Source organism: Gaiella sp., assembly GCF_057140465.1.
This window is the reverse complement of the sequence record NZ_DBNHWK010000047.1, coordinates 36473-51812: the sequence shown is the minus strand read 5'-3', so window position 1 is coordinate 51812 and position 15340 is coordinate 36473. Positions and strand designations below refer to the sequence as shown.

Below are 15340 nucleotides of genomic sequence, written 5' to 3'. Positions count from 1 at the left end.
CCGGTCGCCTGCGGGCGGCGCGTCGGAGAGGCCCGGGCTCGTTACCCGCGCGCGCAGCGATCGCAGAGCGGGAACCAGGGCGCGCACGAGCTGCCGCACGAGCGGCAGCGGCCGATCGTGCCGGCACCGACCTCGACCTTCAGCCGCGCCACGACCCGTGCGGCAGCCGCCTCCTCGAGGGCAGCCGCCCTCTCGATCGTCACGCCGCCGACGCCCTCGAACTGGAGCGCGAACCACCGCAGGATGCCCGCCAGCCGCCCGGCCTCCTCGGCCTGCTCGAGAGAGGCATCGCGGAGGCGGGACACGTCGAGAAGCCACTGCAGGACGGGGCGCTGCGACCTGTCACCGGCGACGGCGAGCGCGAGGATGCCGAGGATCTCCGCCGCGTCCTCGTCGATCGGCGCGTTGACGAGCGTCCAGGTGTCGGCGAGGGAGAGCCTGCGACCGCGTCCGGCGAGGTGCCGCTGGACGACGGCGAGGCGGCCACGGATCGGCGCGAGCGACTCGACTGCGAGCCAGCTCTCGTGAGCCCACTGCCTCGTTGCGACACGATGCCAGGCGGCCAGCGCCGCGTCGAGGTCACGCGGGTCGTCGACGTTGAGGTCGGCGAGCCGAGGGCCGATGCGGGCCTCGTCGACGACCCGGTAGGCATGGTGCCCGTGTGGGAGGAGCACGTGGGGCTCGAGCGCTCCCCGCACGAGCTCGGGGTCGGCCTTCGCCCACCCGAGGCCGACGAGCACGCCGACGTGACCGCGCTCCACGAGGCCGAAGCGCCCGGCGCGGCCGGCGATCTGGGCGAGCTCCCACGGCTCCAGGTCGCGTCGTTGCTCGCCGTCGAACTTCGTCGTCTCGGCGAAGAGCACCGTCTCGCAGGGCAGGTTGACGCCGTGACCGAGGACGTCGGTGGCGACGCAGACGTCGGCCTGGCGGTGCAGGAAGCGGTCGATCTCCTCCCGCCGTGAGGCGAGCGGCATCGCGCCGTACAGGACGGCGACGCGGTCGGGATGCAGACGGTGCACCTCCCCCGCGAGCGCGAGCACGGCCTTGCGGCTGAACGCGACGACGACCGTGCCCGGCTCGAGCGCGCGGAGTGCGCGCTCGCCGACCCACTCGAGCGGCAGCTTGCGCTCGAAGATCCGGAGCTCGATCCCCGGGAATGCGCGCTCCACGAGGGGGAGGGCATCGAGAGCGCCCAGGATCCGGAGGTGGCGGTACTCACCCGAGAGCATGAGCCGGGTCCACGCCGCGCCGCGCTCCTCGTCGTCCGCCCACTGCACCTCGTCGAGTACCAGCACCTCGCCGGCGGACGGTGCCATCTCGACCGTGCAGCACAGGATCGGCGCACGCTCGTTGACCCGCTCCTCGCCGGTGACGAGGCCGACGCGTTCGGCTCCGAGCTCTCCCGCCAGGCGGCGGTGCGCCTCCTGCGCGAGCATGCGCAGCGGCCCGGCGTAGACGCCCCGACCCGTCTCGGCGAGGAAGCGCAACGCCTCGTACGTCTTCCCCGAGTTCGTCGGGCCGAGATGGGCGACGATCGACTCGGGCTCGCTGCGCCGCGTCGGCAGGCGGATCTCGATCCGACGCTCCGCGCGCTTCACCGCGGCGCGACGGTACGCGTCCCCCGCACGCGCGTGTCGCTGCGCGCGGCTCGGCCGCTTCGGCGGCCGGCGCGATCCTCTCCGCCTTCCGGGCACCGCCGAACGCTACCCGCGTCCCGGACGGCCGACGGCCTCACGTTGCCCGCCGGCAACGCCGACGGCGCGGGCCGCGCCCCCCGACCTCTCCGCACCCGTCACCGCGCCGCCGTCAGACGCGGAGGTAGCGCCGCAGCGTGATTCCGGAGCCGAGGGCACCGACGGCCAGCCCGACGCCGACCAGGATGAGCGCGGTGAGGGTGAACCCGAGGGCGCGGACGTCGTCGGACGTGTCGATGTGTCCGAGGATCGCGGGCAGCGCGATCTCCTTCCCGAGCAGGAGGAGGACGACCGCCGCAGCCGCCCCGACGGCGCCGCACAGCAACCCTTCGAGCATGAATGGACCGCGGACGAACCAGTTCGTCGCCCCGACGAGCTTCATCACCTCGATCTCCCTGCGCCGGGAGAAGATCGAGAGCCGGATCGTGTTCGCGATCAGCAGGACCGACGCTGCGAGCAGGACGAGGACGGCGACGAGGAACACGGCCTCGATCACGCGGGCGACCTGGAGGATCCGCTTCGACGTCTGCTGGCCGTCCTTGATGCGCTCGACACCTACGAACTTCTGCGCGCGGAGGTCGGTGGCGATCGCCTTCACCTCCTCGGCGCGCCTCGGCGCGATCTCGTACGAGGCGGGAAGGGGGTTCGACGGCAGGTTCGCCGTGAGCTCGGGGTACTTCTTCTGCATCTGCTTGAGCGCGTCCGCCTTCGAGACGAAGCGGAACTCCCTCACGCGCTGGTCCTTCTCGAGGTAGACGCGGACTGCGTTCACCTGCTTCGGCTTCACCTCCTCGACGAAGAAGACCTTCACCTCGAGCTGGCTCTTCACGTGATCCGACCACGAGACGACCCAGGTGCCGAGCGCGATCAGCAGCCCGAGGAGGAACATGCCGATGAGGACGGTCATCGTCGCCGCGAACGACGTCGAGAGGTTGGCGCGCATCGACCGCACGGCCTCCGCGATGACGAGGCGGAACCGCGTCATCCGGTCTCGTATCCTCCGCGGCGCTCGTCCCGCACGATGCGGCCGCCGTCGAGGGCGATCACGCGCTTGCGCATCTTGTCGACCATCTCGCGGTCGTGGGTGACCATCAGGATCGTCGTCCCGGCCGTGTTGATCCGGTGCAGCAGCTGCATGATCCCCACCGAGGTGTCGGGATCGAGGTTCCCGGTCGGCTCGTCGCAGATCAGGAGCGGCGGGTGGTTGACGACGGCGCGCGCGATCGAGACGCGCTGCTGCTCGCCCCCGGAGAGCTCGTCCGGCTTCGAGCCCATCTTGTGGGCGAGCCCGACGAGGTTGAGCACCTCCGGGACCTTTTTGCGGACGGCGCCGGTCGGCTCACCCTGGACGCGGAGCGCGTAGGCGACGTTCTCGTATGCGCTCCGGTCGCGGAGGAGCTTGAAGTCCTGGAAGACGCACCCGACGTTCCGACGCAGGAGCGAGACCTTCGACCGCTTGAGCCGCCCGAGGTCGCGTCCCCCGACGATGATCCTCCCGCGCGTGGGCTCGAGCTCCTTCAGGAGCAGGCGGATGATCGTCGACTTCCCCGACCCGGACGGCCCGACGACGAAGACGAACTCGCCCTTGTCGATCACGAACGACACGCCGGCGAGCGCCGTCACGTCGGGCTCGTAGACCTTCCGCACGTCCTCGAAGACGATCATCGATGCGCCGCTGGAGCGGCCGGGATCGTCCGCGCCGTCGCCGCGCGGCTCCGCGAGAGCCGTCGCGCCGGCGACCCCGTGTGTCGTGGTGTCCGTCTGGAGAGACTCGTCTTGCACCGGATGGAAGAAGTCAGGCGGCCCCGTGGCCGCTCCGGTTTCCGATTCGCTCCAGTGTAGCCGAGTCCTCCCGGACGACTTCCCAGCGGGCCGTGCGGCCCGCCGCTCCCGCCGCCTACGTCTTGCCGGCGGCCCGCGCGAGCAGGTAGGCGTGGACGAACTCGTCGAGTGCTCCGTCGAGCACGCCCTGGGCGTTCCCGACCTCGACGTCCGTCCGGTGATCCTTGACGAGCTGGTAGGGGTGGAGCACGTACGAGCGGATCTGGCTCCCGAAGCCGACGTCCTGCTTGGCGCCGCGCTCCCGGGCGAGTGTCGCCTCGCGTTCCTCCTCTGCGAGCTCGGCCAGCCGGCTGCGGAGGATCCGCATCGCCGTCGCCTTGTTCGAGGTCTGCGAGCGCTCGTTCTGGCACTGCACCACGATCCCGGTCGGGAGGTGCGTGATCCGCACCGCGGAGTCGGTCTTGTTCACGTGCTGGCCGCCGGCCCCGGACGCCCGGTACGTGTCGACGCGGAGGTCGCTCTCGTCGACCTCGACCTCCGCCGCCTCGCCGAGCAGCGGCGCGGCGACGACCTGCGCGAACGCCGTGTGCCGGCGGTGGGCGGCGTCGAACGGGGAGAGCCGGACGAGCCGGTGGACGCCGCGCTCGGCCTTGAAGAGCCCGTAGGCGTTCTCGCCCTTCACCGTGAACGTCGCGGACTTGAGGCCCGCCTCCTCGCCGGGGCTGGCCTCGACGAGCTCGGTGTCGAAGCCCCGGACGTCGGCCCAGCGCAGGTACATCCGGAGGAGCATCTCCGACCAGTCCTGCGCGTCGGTGCCACCGGTTCCGGCGGTGATCGAGACGACGGCGTCGCCGGCGTCGTACTCGCCGGTGAACAGGGCCTCCTCCTCGAGCCGATCGAGCTCTGCACGCACGGGATCGAGCTGCTCGGCGACCTCGTCCTCGAGCGTCGGGTCGAGCTCGAAGAGCTCGGCCGCGTCCGACACCTCGCGCCGCAGTCGCTCCCAGCGATCCAGCGTCCGCGTCACCCGGGCGTGCTCGCGCGAGATCGTCGCCGCCCCGGCCTGATCGTCCCAGAACCCCGGCGCGCCCATCGCCGCTTCGAGCTCGGCCACCCGTGCGGTCAGCGCTACGGGGTCAAAGGTAGTCACGGACCCAGGCGAGCCGGGCCCCGAGCTCCTCGAGCTGCTCCGCGACGGATGCGTGGACGGCGTCGGTCATCGTGCCGATCGTATCGGCAGCGTCGGGCGCGCACCGGGGCGACGACGGCGGGCGCGTCCGTGGACGCAGCGAGCGGGTCGGCCTAGGGGGCCGGGAGCTCCAGCGACACCACGCATCGACGCTCGCCGCCGCCGACGACGAACCCGGCCTGCTCGTACAGGAGCACCGGGCCCGTCCACATCTCGGTGGGATCGTCGGCGACACGTCGCGGGTACGCCTCCAGCCGGGCGGCGCCGGCGGCCCGCGCGTGGTCGATCGCCCCGTCGAGGAGGGCACGGGCGACGCCTCTCCGCCGCCACGGCGGGGCCACGAGGAGGCAGGTGACGGCCCACACGCGGGCATCGGGCTCGAGCTCGAGCTCGCGGACGAGCTTCGCGAGGCGATCGCGTGGCCCGACCTGGCACCAGCCGATCGGTTCGCGCCCGGCATAGGCGAGGAGCCCGTCGTACACACCGGCGTCGCAGAGCGCTTCGCGGAGGCCGGCGTTCTCCTCGGCCGAGCGCAGCCCCCACCCCTCCCAGGTCGGCACCCACCAGGCGACGCATCGGCACCAGCCGGCCCCGTTGGCGGACGAGTGCAGCCGGCGGAAGTCGTCGCGCCGATCCGGGCCGAAGGCCTCGACGCTGACGACGCCCTCACGATCGGATGACGGTCCGGTCACGTCCCCGCACAGCATCCCGCACGATCAGGAGGGCGGCCAGCCAGACGACGCCGAGGCACCAGCCGGCGACCACGTCGCTGACGTAGTGCACGTTGAGGACGACCCGGCTCGCTCCCACTCCGAGGGCGACCGCCGCCGCCGCGGCCCAGGCGACACCCCGGCGCCGCGGCCAACGCTCTGCCACGAGCGCCGCGACGATGCCCGCGGTGACGGCCGCACCGGATGCGTGCCCGCTCGGGAAGGACGCCGACGACGGGAGCGGGATCGGGCTCCCCTCCTCCGGCCGAGGGCGGTCGTAGCCCGCCTTCGTCAACGCCGTGAGCACCTGGATCCCCGAGACGCCCACCGCGACCCAGGCCGCGTCCCACAGGCGCCCACCGAGCGCCAGCCCGCCGACGAGCAGGACGGAGGTGGCCGTGATGCCGATCCACCCGCCGAGCCAGCTGAACGGCCGGGCGAGCCACTCGGCCCACCCGGGCATCTCGCCGGCCACCCACTCGGCGACCTCCCGGTCGACGTCGACGATCGCCCACCCCCTGGTGACGGCCGCCGCGAGCACCGCGAAGCCGACGAGCGCGGCAGCCGCGACGAGCACGAGCACGAGGCGTTGCCGACCCATGGGGCAACTATGCAGGGACGGCCGCCGTCAGGTGGAGTCGTCGCCGCGCCGCGGCGCCGGAACGTCGCTCAGGCGCCGTGACAGCGCTTGTACTTCTTGCCCGAGCCGCACCAGCAGGGATCGTTGCGCCCGATGTCGCGGTGCTCGTTCACGACCTGCTGCTGGGCCGGCGCAGGCGCCGCGGCGAGGGCGGTCGCCCCGGCGGCCCCCATCCCGGCGCCGACACCCGCTGCGGCGATCACGTCCGCCCCGGCTGCGGTCTCGTGCTCGTAGGCGAGCTGCTTGGGGGCCTCCACGGGCTGGAGCTGCTCCGCCTCTTCGGGCTGCAGCTGCACGTGGAAGAGCGTCGTCACGACCTCTTCGCGCACGGTTCGCCCGAGCACCTCGAACATCGCGTGCCCTTCGCCGCGGTACTCGACGAGCGGGTCCTTCTGCGCCATCGCCCGCAGGTGGACGCCTTCGCGCAGGTAGTCCATCGCCTCGAGGTGCTCGCGCCAGCGGGCGTCGACGACCTGGAGGATCACGAACCGCTCGATCTCGCGCAGCAGCTCGGGGCTGAACTCTTGCTCGCGCTCGGCATAGGTGTCGAGGGCGTCCTCGACGAACTCCTCGGTGAGCGCCTCGCGGGCCAGCTCGACCTCTTCCCGGAGCTCGTCGACGGTGATGTCGGAGCCGTAGAGCGAGGTCATCTGCGCCACGAGCCCGGGAATGTCCCACTCGCCGAGCTCCTCGGACTCGGTGAAGTGCGACACGGTCGCCGACACCACCTCTTCGATCCACTCGCGGATCTCGCCGGAGAGGTCGTCACCCTCGAGCACGCGCCGGCGCTGCTCGTAGATGACCATCCGCTGCGTGTTCATGACGTCGTCGTACTTGAGGACGTTCTTGCGCATCACGAAGTTCTGCTCCTCGACCTTCTTCTGCGCGTTCTCGATCTGCCGCGAGAGGATCGAGGCCTCCATGGGCTGGTCCTCCGGGATCTTGAACCGGTTCATGATCCCTTGGATCCGGTCGCCGGCGAAGAGGCGCACGAGGTCGTCCTGGGCGGAGAGGTAGAACCGCGTCGCCCCGGGGTCTCCCTGGCGGCCCGAGCGTCCACGCAGCTGGTTGTCGATCCGTCGTGACTCGTGTCGCTCCGTGCCGAGCACGTAGAGCCCGCCGGCCTCCACCACGCCGTCACCGAGCTTGATGTCGACGCCGCGACCGGCCATGTTCGTCGCGATCGTGACGGCGCCCGCCTCACCGGCGTGCTGGATGATCTCGGCCTCGCGCTCGTGCTCCTTCGCGTTCAGGACGTTGTGCGGGACGCCCTGACGCGTCAGCAGCTCCGAGAGGTACTCGGACGTCTCGACCGCGATCGTGCCGACGAGCACCGGCTGCCCGTGCTCGTGCCGCTCGACGATGTCGTCGATCACCGCGTGCCACTTCGCGTCCCGTGTCTTGAAGATCAGGTCGTTGCGATCGTCGCGGGCGACCGCGACGTTCGTCGGGATCTCGACGACGTGCAGCCCGTAGATCTCGACGAACTCCTTCTCCTCGGTCTTCGCCGTTCCGGTCATGCCCGCGAGCTTTTCGTAGAGCCGGAAGTAGTTCTGGAGCGTGATCGTCGCGAGCGTGACGTTCTCCTCGCGGATCCGCACACCCTCCTTCGCCTCGACCGCCTGGTGCAGCCCCTCGCTCCAGCGGCGCCCCTCCATGATCCGGCCGGTGAACTCGTCCACGATCTTCACCTCGCCGTCCTGTACGACGTAGTCGACGTCGCGCTTGTACAGCGACTGCGCCTTGAGCGCCTGGATCAGGTGGTTCACGAGCTGCACGTTGCGCGGGTCGTAGAGGTTGTCGATCCGGAGCGCACGCTCGACGACGTCGATCGCCGACTGCGCCGGCGACACCGTCTTGAACTTCTCGTCGTAGAGGTAGTCGGCGCCGGAGAGCTCCGTCTCGTCCTCGCCCTTCGCGCTCTTGCGGGTGAGCGGCGCGCCGGTCAGCTCCTTGACGACGCGCGCGAAGTCGTAGTACGTCTTGGCGGCCGTCTCCGGCTCGCCGGAGATGATCAGCGGCGTCCGTGCCTCGTCGATGAGGATCGAGTCGACCTCGTCGACGATCGCATACACGTGCCTGCGTTGCACGACGCCGTCGAGCGAGACCGCCATGTTGTCGCGCAGGTAGTCGAAGCCGAACTCGGAGTTCGTCCCGTGGGTGATGTCCGCTCCGTAGGCGACGCGCCGCTCCGCGAACGGCATCATGTTCTGGATCGAGCCGACGGTCGCTCCGAGCCGGTCGTAGACGCCGCGGTTCCACTCCGCGTCTCGCTTCGCCAGGTAGTCGTTGACGGTGACGAGGTGGACGTTGTCGCCGGTGAGGGCGTTCAGGTAGAGCGGCAGGCTCGCGACGAAGGTCTTGCCCTCGCCCGTCTTCATCTCCGCGATGTCGCCCTCGTGGAGGACGATGCCGCCCATCAGCTGCACGTCGAAGAGCCGCTGACCGGACTCTCGCCTGCGCGCCTCCCGGACGGCGGCGAACGCCTCGAAGAGCAGCTCCTCGAGCGACTCGCCGTTCTCGTGGCGTTGGCGGAACTCGGCGGTCTTCGCCCTGAGGTCGGCGTCACCGAGGCCCTCGAAGTCCGGCTCGAGCGACGTGATGTACGCCGCCTGCTCCGCAAGCCGCTTGACACGTCGCCCTTCCCCAAGACGAAGGACCTTCTCGAACCGTCCGAAGTTCTGCGTTGGCATCTGGGAGAGGGTAGCGGCTGGCCTCGCAGGAACGGCAGCCGTCTCACGGCTTCACCCAACCCTAACGACGCCCGGGGCACACAGTGTCTGACCGGATGGTGTTCGCCGCCGACCGCGCCCCTCCGCGACCGGCACCCTCCCCGCCGGGCGGCCGGGCGCGCCCGGCCGCCCGTCGGATGCGCTCACTGCCTCGAGGCGGCGTGTCGTGCACCCCGCGCGGATCACCCACCTGCTCTCCGGATCGTCACCGCCTGGCGACGAGCACGCGTCTGCGCTCGCTCGCGCGAACGCTGATCGCCTCGAGGCGATCACCCTCGGAGCTCGAGGCCGATCGGCGCGCGCGAATCGCCGAGATCGCCGCGGAGCTCGAGGTGGCGGCGGGAGACGCCGTCGTCCGGGAGGGAGACCTCGGGTGCCGCGCTCCTCGCGGTCGTCGAGCGGCGCGCGACCGAGACGCTCGACGCCGGCTGACCCGTCCGGCCGCACTCAGAGCGGTGCGACGTCGACCTCCCAGCGGTCGCCCACGATCCGGTGCGCGGTGACGACGAACGCCGGGAAGCGCCGCCGCCCGATCGCCTCGAGCTCCTCGACGGCGACCACCGCCGTGCGCACACCGTCGACCCGGACGACGCGCTCCACCCCGTCCCAGACGATTTCGACCTCGTCGGCACCGGGATCCGTCGACAGCTGGACGACGTGGAGCCGTCGCGCGGCGACGCCCCACCGTCCGTCGCCGCCGTGTACCACCCACGCGCGGTACGGCGGCGGCGTGCGCAGCTCGGCGACGAGCGCCGCGGGGTCGACCGCGGACGAACCCTCCTCGACGACGACCTGATCCGGGCCGAGCACGACGAGATGGGCCTCCGCTCCCGGCTCGGTCGGGCCCGGGACCGTGATCACCTCGTCCCACTCGCGCTGCCGATGCATCCCGTGGATCCCGACCTCGCCCCAGTGCGGGCCGGGATCGTGTGGGAGCCGGCCGCTCAGGACGACGGCTCCTCCTCCGCCGGCACGGGGAGCTCGGCCGCGGCCTCCGCCGGGCGACGGCGCCGCTCGAGCACGCGCTTGTCGCGGTACCGGCCGACCTGGCGCTCGAGCTTGTCCACGAGCACGTCCGTCGCGGCCTCGTAGGTGGTGGCCGCCTCGCGCCCGTGGAGTGTCGGGCCCTTCGTGTAGATGGTGGCCTCGACGACGTGGTCGTCGACGATCTTCGGGTTCGCCTCCCGGTCGAGCACGACCTCGATCAGCGTCGCGTCGTGGATCCGCCGTTCGAGCTTCGCGAGCTTGCGCTCGACGTAGCTGCGCACCGAGTCGCTCACCGACCCGTGCCGCACGGTCACCTGCAGACGCATCGTTGCCTCCTTTGCCGGACTCTTCCTCGACTCTACCCGGAGCGCAACGTCCTCGCGAAGCACACGACCTCGACGCGCTGCGCACCGGCTCGACGGAGCGCGGAGGCGCACGAGGAGGCGGTGGCCCCGGTCGTGTAGACGTCGTCGACGAGGCACACGGCGGCCGGCACGGGCCCCGTCGCCGCGAACGCCCCGCGGACGTTCGCCCTCCGCTCCTCGGCCGATCTCCCCGTCTGGCGGTCGACCCGTCGCGTGCGCCGGAGCAGCCGGGCGACCGGGACGCCCCACGGGACGGCAAGGCGCGCTGCCAGCATCTCGGCCGGCGCATGCCCTCTCGCTCGGCGGCGCTCCGGGTCGGACGGGACGGCCGCGAGCACGTCGGCCACGGGACGCCCGACGACGTCGGCGACGATCGCTGCGGCGACCGCGGCGAGGTCGCGACGGCCTCCGTCCTTCCAGACCCGGACGAGCCGCCGGGCGACCTCGTCGTAGACCACGGCCGCCCGGGCCGTCGCGAACGGGAGCCGGCGTCCCGCGCACTCGACGCAGCGGCGCACGGGCCAGGGGCCGGGGGCGCCACAGCGGGCGCAGACCGGGGGACGAAGCGGGACGAGCCGATGACGGCAGCGGCCGCAGAGGGGTGCCCCGGGCATGTCGCAGACGGCGCAGTGCTGCGGGAAGAGGAGCCACCACGGCGCCATGTCGACGAGCCTAGGCGGGCGAGTGTGACCTCACCGTGCCGGAATCGGGCCGCCTTCCACCCCTAGTCGTCGTCCTCGTCGGGCCGCTCGTCGTCGCGGCCGCCGCCGCCGTGGTCGTCGTCTTCGACGGTCGTCGTCTCGGTCGAGGGCAGGGGCGTCGTCGTCTCCGTCGTCACTCGACCCGGGACGGACGCGACCGGGCGCAGCCGACCGACCGGATCGTCGGCTGGCACGCCGCCGATCGTCGACAGCAGCAGGAGCGCGACGGCGGAGCCGACGGCGGCGAGTGCCGTCAGGGCCACTGCGAAGGCGATCACGCGACCGAGCTGCACGCCGGAAGCCTAGGCGGTGTCGGCAGCGGGCCGGTGCACGGTGCGCGGCGCCCGCGCCGCGCGGGGCCTGCGGCCGAGCGCACGCCACGCCGTCGCCATCGTGATCGAGCCGGCTGCGCCGGCGTAGATCGCGATCGCCCACGGGCGCCCGGAGTCGGATCCCGCCAGCAGGCCGTGCGCGGAGGCGAGCACGAACGCCCCGTAGGAGAGCCAGTGCACGGCGCGCCAGGCCTTGACGCCGATCCACGGCCGGGCCCAGAAGGAGGCCGCGACGACGGCCATCAGCTCGCCGGCCACGACCCCGACACCGACCCACCACGACCGGTAGTCGACGAGGCCGGGGACGAGCAGCGCGAGCGGGGTCACCTTCACGGTCGCGTCGAGCACGAGCGCGACGCCGTGGAGGCCGATCGCACCGAGACCGGCGAGCGCGAGCACGCGGTGGACGTCGGTGATCGACGACGCCTTGACCGCACGGCCGAGCATCCTGCCCTTCAACGTCAGGCCCGCGAGCATCGACGCCGTCAGGAGGAGGTACGCCGTCAGCCCGGCGGTGCGGGCGAGGATCCAGAACGTCGGGTCGCTCCTCACGCCAGGCCACCGCCCACGATCACGCGACCGTCCTCGAGCACGAGGACGGTCGGCGCGTCCACGGGCGCGCCGAGGAAGGCCGCCTTCGCGAGCACCTCGGCCTCGACCGCCGTCGCCGCGACGACCGTCGCCCTGAGTGTCTCGGTGATGGACGGCCGCCCGGTCCGGGGATCGATCAGGTGGTGCGCCGCGATCGACCCCGCCTGCCAGGCCCGCCGGTCGCGCCCGGACGTCGCGACGGCGGCGTCCGCGAGCTCGAGCGTCGGGCCGTCCTCGACCGCGACGGCCCATCGGCCACGCACACGGATGTCACCCCCGGCGTCGACCAGGCACGGCCCGACCGCGGCCAGGACGTCGCAGGCGTTGTCGACGGCGTACCCCTTCGCGATCCCACCGAGGTCGATGCGTGCCCCCGGCTCGAGGACGACCCGGTCGCCGTCGAGCTCGACGCCGCCTCCGACCCGAGCGGGCGGCCGCTCCTCGGTCGCCTCGATCTCCTCGAAGGTGCGGTCGTACCCGGCGGCGACGACGGCATCGTGGACCGTCGGGTCGAAGAGGCCGTCCGTCCGCTCGCGGGCGTCGAGCGCGAGACGCACGAGCTCGGCGAGCACCGGCGAGACCCATGCCGCGCCGCTGGCGTTGAGTCGTGAGAGCTCCGACGTGTGGTCGAAGCGCGAGCACGTCCGCTCGATGCCGCCGAACACGCCGACGGCGCGCCCGAGCGCCGCGTCGACGTCTGGCCCCGGGGGCGCGTCGACGCGCAGCTCGACGGTCGTCCCCATCGCCCGAAACGTCCTCGTGACCATCACGAGCTCCGTGTCGTGGCGACGGGTGGCAGCGGGACGATGCGGACCTGCGGCTGCGCGACGGCGGCCGGGCGGTTGGGACGGTTGCCCGCGGCCTCGACCGCGGCCCGGAAGCGGGCCCAGCGCGCCGCGTGACGCTGCTCCGCGAGCGCCGCCCGCTGCCGGACGAGCGCCTCGCGCCGGTCGAGCGCCGCCAGCGCCTGGCTCCGCCCGCCGGACGCCCACGGGCTCGCGGCGATCACGGCCCACAGCACGAGGAAGACGAGGAGCGTGCCGGCGGTGACGTAGGCGCGGCCGAGGCTAGTCGTCCCACTCATGGTGGTCCTCGCTCACGTGCTCCGACTCGTCGTCGTCGTCGTGCTCGACGACGGGGATCGCCCGGTCGGCGACGCGGACGGTCACGGCCGGTGGCTGCTCCGCGGGGGTCGGAGCCGGCGCGGCGACGACGTCGGGCGGGACGCTGGCGTCGAGTCGCGCGATCGCCGCCTCGGCGCGGTCGAGTGCGGTTGCGCGCTGCTCGATGCGCGCCTCGTCCGGCGAGGAGGCCTGCTCGCCGAGGGCGACGGTTCGCGAGAGCGCGACGACGCCCGCGATCGTCGCCGCGCCGGTCATCAGGCTCACTGCAAGTGCATGTGGTCGCGTCATCTTCGGTCCCTCCGGTCGTCGCGTCGTCTCCGACGGTACGGACGGCCGGGAAAGACCGGGGCAAAGCGACGGCAAAGCTTCGACAGCGCTCGGCAACGGCTCGTCCGGGCCGGCGCTCGGGGCCGTACGATGCCCTCGATGCGAGTGCTCGTCGTCGAGGACGAGGATGTGATCGCGGAGCCCCTGGTCGAGGGGCTCGAGCGCGAAGGCTGGGACGTGACCCGCGTCGCGACCGGCGCCGCGGCGCTCGAGCGCGCCGACTCCGCCGACATCGTCCTGCTCGATGTCCGGCTGCCGGACGTCGACGGGCTGACCGTCTGCCGTGAGCTCCGGACACGGTCGCGCGTGCCCGTGATCATGGTCACGGCACGCGGTGAGGAGGTCGATCGGGTCGTCGGCCTCGAGCTCGGCGCAGACGACTACGTCGTGAAGCCGTTCGGGCTGCGCGAGCTCGTCGCACGGATGCGTGCGGTGCTCCGGCGCGTCGGTGAGGAGAGCTCGGACGCCGTCGACGCGCTGCGGTGCGGGTCGATCGAGATCGACCTGCGGGCACGCCGGGTGACCGTCGACGGCCAGCCGGTCGAGCCGGAGCTCACCCCCAAGGAGTACGACGTGCTCGTCGCGCTCGCCGAGGAGGCGGGAACCGTCGTCCCGAAGGAGCGGCTCGTTCGGGAGGTCTGGGGGACGTCGTGGTACGGAGCGGCGAAGACGGTCGACGTCCACGTCGCGTCGCTCCGCCGCAAGCTCGGCGACCCCGAGCTGATCGAGACGATCCGCGGCGTCGGCCTCCGTCTCCGTCCGTGACCGCCCGTCTGCTCGCGACGATGCTCGCGCTCACGTCGGTGCTTCTCGGCGTCCTCGTGGTGCCGCTCGGCATCGAGTCCGCCCGCTCGCAGCGACGTGACCTCCGGGCGAAGGTCGAGCGGGACGCCGCCGCGGTCGCGTCGCTCTCGGAGGACGCACTCGAGGCGGGAACCGGGGCACCGCCGTCCCTCACGGCGCTCGCGAGAAGGTATCTCGGCGAGACCGGCGGGCGCATCGTCGTCGTCGACCGCACCGGCACGTCGATCGTCGATCCGTCGACCTCGATCGGGCGCGACTTCTCGACCCGGCCCGAGATCGCACGTGCACTCGAAGGCGACGTCGCGTCCGGAACCCGGCGCTCCGAGACGCTCGGGGAGAGCCTGCTGTACGTCGCCGTGCCGGTCGCCTCCGGCGGCGTCGTGCGCGGGGCGTCGAGGATCACGTACCCGACCGCGACCGCCGACGAGCGTGTCCGCAACACCTGGCTCGCGCTCGCCGCGATCTCGGGCCTCGCCCTCGCCGTCGCCGCTGCGCTCGCCGTCTGGCTCGCCCGCTGGGCCTCGCGACCGCTCGTGCGGCTCGAGGCGGCCGCCACGGGCGTCGCCGGTGGTGACCTGACCGCCCGCGCACCGGTGGAGGGGCCCCACGAGGTGCAGGCCGTCGCGAGCTCGTTCAACGCGATGGTCGATCGCGTCGACGCGCTGCTCGCGACACAGGCGTCCTTCACCGCGGACGCGTCCCACCAGCTCCGTACGCCCCTCACCGCACTGCGACTGCGGCTGGAGAACCTCGCAGCCCGGGCCGACGTGGAGGGAGCACAGGACATCGAGGCGGCGAGCGCCGAGGTCGAGCGGCTGGCGGAGCTCGTCGACGGACTGCTCGAGCTCTCGCGCACGGAAGGCGCGACGTCGCCCGCGGAGACGCTCGATGCGGGCAACCTCGCCGGTGAGCGTACGACGGCGTGGACGCCGCTCGCCGACGAGCGCGAGATCGCCCTCCACGTGGACGCCGCCGGCACGGTGGCGATCCGCGTCGGACGCGCCCGACTCGAACAGATCCTCGACAACCTCCTCTCGAACGCCTTCGAGGCGACGAGCGCCGGCGGCTCGGTGTCGGTCCGGGTGCGACGGGCCGGTCGCGGTGTCGAGATCCGCGTGCGCGACGACGGGCCGGGCCTCTCCGACGAGGAGAAGCTCCGTGCGTTCGACCGGTTCTGGCGGGGACGGGAGTCGCCGGGCTCGGGCCTCGGCCTGGCGATCGCCCGGCGCCTCGCCGAGACGGACGGAGGCACGCTGGCGCTCGAAGACGCTCCCGGACGGGGCGTCGACGCGGTCGTGCGATACCCGGCCGCGTAGCCCGGCGCGGATCGGGGCGCTCTCCTCCTCGAGCGCCCGGACGATC

The 15340-nt window shown here is 72.5% G+C and carries 17 protein-coding genes; 2 read left to right on the top strand and 15 right to left on the bottom strand.

The window, feature by feature from the left end:
• Positions 1–41 precede the first annotated feature (41 nt).
• The 15 genes from AC162C_RS06860 to AC162C_RS06790 form a co-directional block, all read right to left on the bottom strand.
• On the bottom strand, positions 42–1598 hold the full coding sequence (locus AC162C_RS06860; protein ID WP_484096902.1) for a helicase-related protein: 1557 nt from the start codon (positions 1596–1598) through the stop codon (positions 42–44).
• A 208-nt stretch (positions 1599–1806) separates the two neighbouring features.
• Entirely contained in the window at positions 1807–2679 is an 873-nt protein-coding gene (ftsX, locus tag AC162C_RS06855) for a permease-like cell division protein FtsX (RefSeq protein WP_484096901.1), read from the bottom strand.
• Positions 2676–3359 carry a cell division ATP-binding protein FtsE gene (gene ftsE / locus AC162C_RS06850; protein WP_484096900.1) on the bottom strand — a complete coding sequence of 228 codons (684 nt, stop codon included), beginning with the start codon at positions 3357–3359 and terminating at the stop codon, positions 2676–2678. Before ftsE ends, ftsX begins: the two co-directional genes overlap by 4 nt.
• A gap of 232 nt (positions 3360–3591) precedes the next feature.
• Positions 3592–4696 (bottom strand): peptide chain release factor 2 gene (gene prfB, locus AC162C_RS06845; protein WP_484096899.1). Its coding sequence is split into 2 segments (ribosomal slippage): positions 3592–4614 and positions 4616–4696, totalling 1104 coding nucleotides; the frame shifts between segments, so codons are not numbered across the junction.
• Positions 4697–4778: 82 nt separating this feature from the next.
• The gene (locus AC162C_RS06840; protein ID WP_484096898.1) at positions 4779–5357 is read right to left on the bottom strand and encodes a GNAT family N-acetyltransferase; all 579 of its coding nucleotides are present in this window, start codon (positions 5355–5357) and stop codon (positions 4779–4781) included.
• Complete coding sequence (locus AC162C_RS06835) at positions 5332–5976, bottom strand: phosphatase PAP2 family protein (RefSeq protein WP_484096897.1); 645 nt, start codon at positions 5974–5976, stop codon at positions 5332–5334. The genes AC162C_RS06840 and AC162C_RS06835 overlap by 26 nt, the downstream gene beginning before the upstream one ends.
• Before the next feature lie 68 nt (positions 5977–6044).
• Entirely contained in the window at positions 6045–8708 is a 2664-nt protein-coding gene (gene secA / locus AC162C_RS06830) for a preprotein translocase subunit SecA (RefSeq protein WP_484096896.1), read from the bottom strand.
• 486 nt (positions 8709–9194) lie between these two features.
• Entirely contained in the window at positions 9195–9635 is a 441-nt protein-coding gene (locus AC162C_RS06825) for a hypothetical protein (RefSeq protein ID WP_462975457.1), read from the bottom strand.
• Between the two features lie 56 nt (positions 9636–9691).
• Positions 9692–10060: a ribosome hibernation-promoting factor, HPF/YfiA family gene (hpf, locus tag AC162C_RS06820; protein WP_462973494.1), complete on the bottom strand. Its 369-nt coding sequence runs from the start codon at positions 10058–10060 to the stop codon at positions 9692–9694.
• A 32-nt stretch (positions 10061–10092) separates the two neighbouring features.
• On the bottom strand, positions 10093–10761 hold the full coding sequence (locus AC162C_RS06815) for a double zinc ribbon domain-containing protein (RefSeq protein ID WP_484096895.1): 669 nt from the start codon (positions 10759–10761) through the stop codon (positions 10093–10095).
• A 62-nt stretch (positions 10762–10823) separates the two neighbouring features.
• Positions 10824–11093, bottom strand: coding sequence for a hypothetical protein (locus AC162C_RS06810; protein ID WP_484096894.1), 270 nt, complete (start codon positions 11091–11093; stop codon positions 10824–10826).
• Positions 11094–11102: 9 nt separating this feature from the next.
• Positions 11103–11684 carry a ferric reductase-like transmembrane domain-containing protein gene (locus AC162C_RS06805; protein ID WP_462973491.1) on the bottom strand — a complete coding sequence of 194 codons (582 nt, stop codon included), beginning with the start codon at positions 11682–11684 and terminating at the stop codon, positions 11103–11105.
• Complete coding sequence (locus AC162C_RS06800; RefSeq protein ID WP_484096893.1) at positions 11681–12466, bottom strand: FAD:protein FMN transferase; 786 nt, start codon at positions 12464–12466, stop codon at positions 11681–11683. Before AC162C_RS06800 ends, AC162C_RS06805 begins: the two co-directional genes overlap by 4 nt.
• A 23-nt stretch (positions 12467–12489) precedes the next feature.
• Positions 12490–12807 (bottom strand): hypothetical protein, encoded by a 318-nt coding sequence (locus AC162C_RS06795; protein WP_462973489.1) that lies wholly within the window; start codon positions 12805–12807, stop codon positions 12490–12492.
• Positions 12791–13102 (bottom strand): hypothetical protein, encoded by a 312-nt coding sequence (locus AC162C_RS06790; RefSeq protein WP_462973488.1) that lies wholly within the window; start codon positions 13100–13102, stop codon positions 12791–12793. The genes AC162C_RS06795 and AC162C_RS06790 overlap by 17 nt, the downstream gene beginning before the upstream one ends.
• Before the next feature lie 171 nt (positions 13103–13273).
• Here AC162C_RS06790 and AC162C_RS06785 point away from each other — a divergent pair, with 171 nt between their 5' ends.
• Positions 13274–13939, top strand: coding sequence for a response regulator transcription factor (locus AC162C_RS06785; protein WP_462973487.1), 666 nt, complete (start codon positions 13274–13276; stop codon positions 13937–13939).
• A complete protein-coding gene (locus AC162C_RS06780) occupies positions 13936–15294 on the top strand; it encodes a sensor histidine kinase (protein WP_484096892.1) in 1359 nt (452 codons plus the stop codon). Before AC162C_RS06785 ends, AC162C_RS06780 begins: the two co-directional genes overlap by 4 nt.
• Positions 15295–15340: the final 46 nt, after the last annotated feature.